The 9,768-nt window shown below is 37.0% G+C and carries 3 protein-coding genes; all 3 read left to right on the forward strand.

The genetic code is table 11. The annotated features are described in order from the left end of the window. Positions 1-9 precede the first annotated feature (9 nt). The 3 genes from Q1A60_RS21305 to Q1A60_RS21315 are packed head-to-tail and all read left to right on the forward strand — an operon-like array spanning position 10 to position 9,593. Positions 10-6,636, forward strand: coding sequence for a gliding motility-associated C-terminal domain-containing protein (locus Q1A60_RS21305; protein WP_299770172.1), 6,627 nt, complete (start codon positions 10-12; stop codon positions 6,634-6,636). A 57-nt stretch (positions 6,637-6,693) separates the two neighbouring features. After that, entirely contained in the window at positions 6,694-7,614 is a 921-nt protein-coding gene (locus tag Q1A60_RS21310; protein WP_299770132.1) for a type IX secretion system membrane protein PorP/SprF, read from the forward strand. A 14-nt stretch (positions 7,615-7,628) separates the two neighbouring features. Then, positions 7,629-9,593 carry an OmpA family protein gene (locus Q1A60_RS21315; protein WP_299770126.1) on the forward strand — a complete coding sequence of 655 codons (1,965 nt, stop codon included), beginning with the start codon at positions 7,629-7,631 and terminating at the stop codon, positions 9,591-9,593. Positions 9,594-9,768: the final 175 nt, after the last annotated feature.

The following is a 9,768-nucleotide window of genomic DNA, read 5'->3' on the forward strand; positions in this document are numbered from 1 at the left end:
ACGATTACAGTGGAGGAAGCACCTACGGTAGATGCAGGACCAGCCACTGCGAGTATTTGTTCAGATGAGATGTATACAGTTACAGGCGGAAGCTCGAGTAACGGAACGATTCTTTGGACTACGAGTGGATCAGGGTCTTTTGATGATGATACAGCGGAGAATCCAGTATATACGCCAAGTGATTTAGATATCTCCGCAGGTGTAGTTACGCTCACCAAGACGGTAACAGGGACAGGTGCATGTTCATCGAGTCCAGCGGTAGATACGGTTAGTTTAACGATTAATGCACAACCTGATGCACCGATTTCAGGAGGAGATCAAACCGAATGTGAACAAGACCCTATTCAAACACTTACTGCAACCGCTACTTTAGTTAATGGAGATACTATTGTATGGTATGACGCGGCAACTGGAGGTGCTATTGTACCTGATACAGATATTATATTAAATAGTGTGGGTACTGTGACTTATTTCGCGCAAGCGGAAAATTCAACTACGGGTTGTATAAGTGCTACGCGTACTCCAGTAACACTTACTATTTTACCAGCTCCAGCAGCGCCAATTACTTCTGGTGATATTACGGAGTGTGAACAATCACCTATACAAATATTGGATGCAAATACAACAATTACACCTATAGCAAATACGACGGTCACTTGGTTTGATAGTGCAGTAGCAGGTAATATTGTTGCTTCTCCTATTTTAGATACGGTTGGAACCGTAACATATTATGCTGAAGCAACAGGAGGAAACGGATGTATGAGTTTAACCAGAACTGCCGTTATATTAACCATTATAGATGGACCTAACGATATTTCTGATCAGACAGATGTGGTTTGTAGTGATGTGGCTATTAATTTTGATCTTGCATCCCTTTCACCTGGAAGTACTTTTACACATACAGTTGCTTCTTCAGATCAAGGAAATGTTCCTGCAGGTCCAGATAGGACTACAGGAAGTACAGCAAATATTACAGACACATACACAAATACAACCCCTAATGCAGTTACTATTACATATACTGTAATTCCAACAGGACCTGCTCCAGATAACTGCGTAGGAACATCATTCGATGTTGTGATTACTGTCAATCCTGAACCTGTAGTTTCTAACGCACTTGATGTTACAGTATGTAGTGACAGTCCAATAGGGGTGCAATTAGAAACAACAGTTACAAGTATTCCTGCGGTTAGTTGGGAGTTAATAAGTGTAACTGTGCCAGCCGGACTTACAGCAGATTCAGGAAATACGACACCAGCTTCTGGTCTTGCGGCTAATGCTATTGCAAATGATAGTTATACCAATACCACTGGAAATCCACTAACAGTTGACTATGTAGTTCAGGCGACCTGTCTTGCAGGATGTATAGGTGATACAGTAACAATATCTGTAACGATAGATACAGCACCAACAGTAAATGCAGGATCTGATGAAGAAATTTGTGCAGATGGTATTTCTTTTGATCTCTCAACGGCAACAACTCCTGCAACTTCTTCAGGAGGAACTATTGAATGGACCACTAGTGGGGATGGTGTTTTTGATAACGCTTTCGCGGAAACACCTACATATACTTTAGGAACTGCCGACATGAGTGCTTCCGTTGTCCAATTAACAAAAACAGTTACTGGAAGCGATACGTGTAGTACAGCAACGGTTTCAGATACGATGAATCTTACGATTAATCCATTACCAATGCCAACTATTGCAGCTCCTGTAAATATTTGTACAGGAGAACCTGCACTAGATTTAACAACAATAGTAACTCCAGATTTTGCTACAGGTGGAGTGGGTACTCAAATTACTATTGATGGCGTTGTAAACACACTATTTGATCCAGCAGTACAACCTGCAGGTCCTCATATCATTGAGTATACCTACATAGATCCTGTGACAGGATGTTCAAATAGTACAACTGCTACTATTATTTCATGTGCTCCTGAGTTAGAGCTTGTAAAGACGAGTTCTTATGAGGATACCAATGGAGATGGCGTAGTGAGTCCTGGGGATATGATATTGTATACGTTTGTGGTGACCAATACGGGTAATGTAACGGTAACGAGCATTGATGTAACGGATAGTAATTTGACACCAAACTTGGTGGGTACGATTGCGAGTTTATCTCCGATGTCTAATGCTACATTGACGGCGAGTTATACGCTTGATCAGGATGATGTGAATGCTGGAGAGGTAGTGAATGAGGCAGTAGCTAGTGGAGATGATCCAAACGGGAATGATGTGATTGATGATTCTGATTCTGGGAATCCAGCAGATGATACAGGAGCAGATGATGATGATACGGTAACGCCATTACCACTGAGTCCAGAGCTTACTTTAGTGAAGAGTTCAGTATATGATGCTTCGACTAACACGATTGAATACACGTATACGGTAGCGAATACAGGTAATGTAACGGTATTTGATATTACGGTATCAGAGACAATCTTCACAGGAACAGGTACAACACCTACTCCGTTATATACAGGTGGTGGTTTTGATATCGATTTAGAGGGTGATGCTTTTGATGCGAACCCTGGAGATATATTACAGTTTAGTGCGAGTTATACCTTGACACAAGAAGATATTGATGCTGGTATAGTGAGTAATGAGGCACAGGCAGATGGTACAGATCCAAATGGGGATGATGTGATGGATACTTCTGATTCTGGTAATTCGGGAGATGATACAGGAGCGGATAATGATCCGACCAATACAACCATTCCATCAGATGGTATGCTTGTATTAATTAAGACAAGTACATTTATCGACAATGCCCCTGTGGGACTTAATGTAGGCGATCAGATCGACTATGTATATACAGTAGAGAATACGGGTAATGTAACGATTGATGATATTACAGTAACCGAGACGAGTTTTACAGGAACGGGAGTAACTCCAGTACCGATGTATCAAATGGGTGGTGGTGATTTAGATGGAGAAGGAGACGCTTTTGATGCTGCACCAACGGATATATTGACTTTTACTGCGAGTTATATTTTAACACAAGAAGATATTAATGCAGGGGTAGTGACCAATGAAGCTTTAGCGAGTGGAACGGATCCAAGTGGAGATGATGTGATGGATACCTCTGATTCTGGTAATGCTGGTGATGATACTGGCGCTGATGATGATGCTACGATGACTGATTTACCAGTGATGAGTGAGCTTACGTTAACCAAAGCAGTATCTGCATTAGCTGATACGAATGCAGATGGTATCATCGGAGTAGGCGATCAGGTGACGTATACCTTTACGGTGACCAATACAGGTAATACGACAATAGATAATGTAACGATTACAGATACGACGATAGGTCTTACTGATGCGATTGTATCTCCTAGTAGTTTAGCTCCTATGGATATGGGAGTGCTTACACAAGTATACACGCTTACACAGGATGATGTAGATGCTGGAAATGTTGAGAATTCTGCCATTGCTAATGGAACAGATCCAGATGGCAATGTAGTGAGTGATGTGTCTGATAGTACAAATCCAAATGATGATGAAGGTCAGCTAGGAAATTCAGATGCTGATACCGATGATACGAATGACCCGACGAATTTACCAATACCAGCGACTCCAGCTTTAGAACTTGTAAAGACAAGTGCCTATGTAGATTCAAATGGAGATGGTATAGTGAGTCCAGGAGATATTATTGTGTATACGTTTGTAGTGACCAATACTGGTAATGTAACGGTAACAAGTATTGATGTGACAGATAGTAACTTGATACCAAATCTAGTGGGTACTATAAGTAGTCTGGCTCCAGGTGAAAATGAGACGCTAACGGCTAACTATTTTATTACACAAGATGATATTAATGCAGGACAAGTAGTTAATGAAGCTGTTGCTAGTGGAGATGATCCAAATGGTAATCCAGTAAATGATGATTCTGATTCTGGAAATCCTGCGGATGACACAGGAGCTGATGATGATGACACAGTAACTCCACTTACTGGTGAATCAATGTTAACATTGGTGAAAAGTTCGACACTTAATGTCGCTACAAATACAATTACATATACATATGCTGTTGAGAATACAGGAAATGTAAACGTATTTGATATTACAATTACAGAAACTTTATTTACAGGAACAGGTACAATACCTACTCCGATGTATACTGGTGGTGGAAGTGATATTGATGGAGAGGGAGATGATTTTGATGCTAATCCAGGTGATATATTACTATTTACTGCAACGTATGTATTAACCCAAGATGATATTGATGCTGGTATTGTTACCAATCAAGCAGAAGCAAATGGACAAGATCCAATGGGTAGTACAGTATCAGACGAGTCAGATTCAGGAAATGATGGTGATGACACTGGAAATGATAATGATCCTACGAATACGATGATTCCACAAGATGCAAGTATGAACTTGAACAAAACAGGTGTGTTAGATGATGGGGGTGACATAATACAACCTGGAGATACTATTGAATATACGTTTGTTCTTACAAATACCAGGACAACATCAATTAGTAATCCTGTGCTTAATGATCCATTGGTTGGAGGTGTTATTCCTGGTCCAGATTCTGGAGATGATAATAATGATGGTGTGTTAGATATTGATGAAATATGGATTTATACAGCTGTGTATACATTACTTCAGTCAGATATTGATGCAGGAATGGTTGAAAATTCGGCAATCATTACTGGTGAAGCTCCAAATGGAGAAACAATAACAGATACTTCTGATGATCCTAACGATCCTACGAATGCTGATCCAAACGGAGATGGAAATCCAGATGATCCTACAGTAATAGATTTTAGCTGTATGCCAGATATATCACTATTTAAAGAAGATATCTCTTTTAGTGGTGATACTACAAATCCAATGCCAGGAGATATTATCACTTTTGAGTTTACTGTTGTAAATACAGGTAATATCACACTATTAAATGCTGAAATCTTTGATGCATTACTTGGAGGGTTTGTAGGTGAGTTTGAAGAAATTTTAGTCGGAGAGTCATTGACAACGACACAAGATTATGTAATTACACAAGCAGATATTGATAATGGAAGTGTTGTAAATACAGCCTTTGTAGTAGCAGACCCTGTTGGTGATGATTGTGATGAAGTTAGAGATGTATCTCATGATAGAGATTTTGCAACTAGTGGAGTTGATTCAGACGGTGACGGAGATCCAACTAATGATGTATTAGTTGACTCAGATGGGGATGGTGAACCAGATAATGATACTGAAGTATTATTAGTACAGAATCCAGAAATTGTCATTACAAAAACATTTGTATACCTAGATACTAATGGAAATGGAATAGTAGATTTAGGCGATCAGATACAATATAACTTTGTTGTTGTCAATAATGGTAATGTAACTGTAACTGATATTGTGATCAATGATCCATTGCTAGGAGGTATCGTAGGTGTGATTGATATATTAACACCTTCTGACACAGGAAATGTTACAGCTACCTATAATCTTACGCAAGAAGATATAGATAATGGAGGTGTTACTAATACGGCAACAGCGGTAGGGAACGATCCTTTTGATAATGATGTAACTTCAAGTGATACAGTTGTGTTTGACATTAATAATGAAAGTGAAATTACGTTATTAAAAGATGCGGAACTTGTAGATTCAAATAATAGTAATACGGTTGATGTTGGAGATGAGATTATATACACATTTACAGTAATCAATACAGGTAATGTAACTGTAACTGATATTACGATTGATGATACTACTATTGGTGTAACAAACCTTCCTGTATCTCCAACGGTATTACAACCAGGGGAAAATGGTATTGCTATTTTTAACTATGCATTAACATTAGATGACATTCAAGCAGGAATGATTATTAATACTGCTTTAGCTAATGGTATGGATATTACAGGAGACCCTGTTACTGATATTTCTGATAGTACAAATCCAGCAGATGATACTGGAAGTGATGATGACCCCACAGTGACGTTATTTGAAGTAGCGAGTATTTCTCTTGAAAAAGAAGGGGAGTATGTGGATGCTAATCAAAATAATATTGTAGATCAAGGAGACCGTATAGATTATACATTTACAGTAACAAATACAGGAAATACTCCATTATTTGATGTAACCATCTTAGATTTATTAGTAGATGTAGAAGGAGGTCCTATTAATCTTGCTATTGGAGAGGTAGATAGTTCAACATTTACAGCTAGTTATATTTTAACTAATGAAGATGTGGCTAACGGAAGTGTTGAAAACACGGCTACGGTGAGTGGTTTAACAGCAGACGGAGCAATTGTTTCAGATACTTCTGATGACCCTACAGATAGTACAAACGTAGACCCTAATAACGATAATGAACCTGACGATCCTACGATTATTATTCTAGATGTATCACAAGATCTAGAGATATTCAACGAAATTTCACCTAATGGAGATGGTGTCAATGATACGTTTGTGATTGAAGGTCTGCAAAATTTCCCTAATAATGTACTACGTATTTACAATAGATGGGGTAATGAAGTCTTTCAAGTAGCTAATTATCAAAATGACTTTGATGGAACATCAAATGGAAGAGCTACTGTAGATAGAAATAAAAAATTACCAATCGGTACGTATTATTATATCCTAGATCTAGGTGACGGTAGTGAAGGACGTGCAGGGTGGTTATACATAAATAGGTAATTGAAATAGTATTATATAGTTAAATAAATAGTATTATATAGTTAAATAAGATATACAATGAACATACATCTTAAATTATTAATGGGTTTCTGTGTAGCGGTATTGTCTATGCAAGTAACTTTTGCGCAACAAGATCCACAGTTTACGCAATATGCATATAATACGTTAGGCGTAAATGCGGCATATGCAGGATCTCGAGGTCATGCAACAGCTCTAGGTCTAATTAGAACCCAGTGGGTTGGTCTTGATGGTGCCCCAAAAACACAAACGTTTACGATTGACTCTCCATTAAGTGAGCGTGTAGGACTTGGGCTAGCAGTTATAAATGATGAACTTGGTCCTTCAAGAGAAACATATATAGACTTAAATTTTTCTTATACTATACAAACATCAGAAACCAGAAGATTATCTTTTGGAATTAAAGGAGGAGGACGTTTCTTAGATATAGACTTCACAAGAGGAAATGCTCAAAATTCTAGTGATGTTTTATTTCAAAATAATGTAAGCGAAGTGCTTCCTACAATAGGAGCTGGAATTTATTGGCATAGTGATAAGAACTATATCGGAATATCAACACCAAACTTACTTACAAACCAAACATACGATGATATTCAGCAAACCGTTGCCGCAGAAAGATTACACTTATTTATTATCGGAGGAATTGTAACAGATTTAAGTTCTGACATCAAATTTAAGCCTGCGTTTTTGGTAAAAGCGGTATCTGGTGCTCCTCTTATTGCAGACCTGTCAGCAAACTTTATGTTTTATGAAAAATTGAGATTAGGTGTTTCATATAGGTGGGATGATTCTGTAAGTGGTTTGGCCGGATTTCAGCTTACGCCGCAATTGCTTTTAGGATATTCGTATGACTATACGACAACAGAGTTACAGCGTTTTAACACAGGAAGTCACGAAATTGCACTTCGTTTTGATCTTATTTCTAATGGTAGAAAACTAAAATCCCCACGTTTCTTTTAAATTTTATAAACACTATGAAAAAGTACATTTCGATACTACTCCTTTTCCTTTCTGTTTCAATATTTGCACAGAAATCATATGATAAAGCTGATAGGCTTTTTAGTCAAATGCGTTATGTAGAAGCTGCAAAAGTGTATGAAAAAGGTATTGACCGAGGAGATAATTCTATGGAAGTTCTTAAAAAGGCGGGAGATGCTTATTATTTTAATACAGATATGGAACAAGCTAATAAATGGTATGACCTCCTTATTAGTAAATATCGGGATGAAGTACATCCAGAATATCTGTTTCGTTTTGCACATACATTAAGAGGAATAGGAAATTATAAATCTGCAAATAAATGGATGAAAGCTTTCGCGAAAGCGTCTAATAAAGAAGATAAACGTATCAATGATTATGCGCAAAAAGAACAAACGTTATCGGATGTAATGGCCATACCTCCTGCATTTGAGTTGAAAAATATTGATATTAATACGGAGTATTCTGATTTTGGACCTGCCTATTATGGTAGTAAACTTATTTATTCTTCAGCTATAGATACTTCATATTATATAAAACGTAGGTATCACTGGAATGAGCAACCATTTTTAAATTTTTACGAAGGCCAAATCAATGCTACAGAGACAAATGTAAAACGTGAACGCCCTTTTTCTAAAACACTGAACACAAAGTATCATGAGGCGACACTGGCTTTTACAAAAGACCACAAACGTGTTTACTTTACACGTAATAATTACAACGGTGATTTAAGACGTGATAAAGAAGGAGTAAATCACCTTAAATTATATACAGCTACTCGTAATGATAGTACCGATAATGATTGGAATAATATAAAGGAACTTCCTTTTAATAGTGACACGTATTCTGTAGGGCACCCTACATTAAGTACAGATGGTAAAAAATTATATTTTGTTTCCGATATGCCAGGAAGTATTGGAGCCACAGATATATTTGTTGTAGATATAATGGATGATAATACATACTCAGAGCCTAAGAATCTAGGGCCAAAAATTAATACCTCTGGTAGAGAAATGTTCCCTTTTATGACCGAGAATGTATTATATTTTGCATCAGATGGACACTTAGGAATTGGAGGACTCGATGTTTTTGAGAGTACTATAACAGCATCTTCTTTTGCAACACCTCAAAATTTAGGGTTACCACTTAATAGTAATTTGGATGATTTTGGTTTTATAGTAAATGAGACTAATGAACAAGGATTTGTGTGTTCTAATCGAGAAGGAGGAGTAGGAGATGATGATATTTATGCATTTAGAAGAACAAAGCCAAAAGGACTTGAAGATGTTATAGTTGATAATTGCCAGCAGTCAGTAAAAGGATATGTTAGTAATACAAGAACAAGAGAGCGTATTTCTGATGTGACAGTTGCTCTTTACAATAAAGACGGTGTGAAATTAACACAAACTCAAAGTAAAATAAATGGAGATTATGAATTCAATTTTGACTTAAACTGTAGTGAGCGTTATGAAGTTCGTCTAGAGAAATTAGGTTATAATTTAAATAATAAAGTATTTGTGACTTCTAGTATTTCAGAAGAAACCATTGTTCCGTTAGAATTAGAAACTATAGATGAGTTAATTGTAGAAGACAATAGAGTTCTAAAAATAAAAGTCGGCATTATATTTTTTGATACTAATAAGAGTTATATCCGACCTGATGCTGCAATAGAACTTAATAAAGTAGTTACATTAATGCTACAACAACCAGATATTAAAATACGGGTAGAATCACATACAGATTCGAGAGCTAAGGATAGTTATAATCTTGCGCTTTCACAAAGACGAGCAGATGCTACAAGAGAGTATTTGATTAGACAAGGTGTTGCTTCCCCTCGTATTGTTGAAGCAAAAGGATATGGAGAGACTCGATTAATGAATTCTTGTGAAAATGGTGTCAATTGTGAAGAAGCCCAACATCAATTAAATCGTAGATCAGAATTTATAATTGTAAAGATGTGATGTTAGATTCTCAGAAAAAAATAGAGAATTTGCAAACGGTCGAGTTAACAAATATCATAAGATTTTTATTGCATTTCATAGCTCCCCCTATTAGTTCCTTATCGAACCGAATAAATCAATTTATCAGTAAATTATCTGATTTTCAATAATTTATAACTAATGAGTGTATTTTGTT

The sequence above is a fragment of the uncultured Dokdonia sp. genome, from assembly GCF_947492535.1.
Lineage (GTDB): Bacteria > Bacteroidota > Bacteroidia > Flavobacteriales > Flavobacteriaceae > Dokdonia.

Bases quoted from the DNA above. Each gene is read 5' to 3' on its own strand.
- Q1A60_RS21310 (WP_299770132.1), top strand. From the start codon at position 6,694: ATGAACATACATCTTAAATTATTAATGGGTTTCTGTGTAGCGGTATTG.
- Q1A60_RS21315 (WP_299770126.1), top strand. From the start codon at position 7,629: ATGAAAAAGTACATTTCGATACTACTCCTTTTCCTTTCTGTTTCAATA.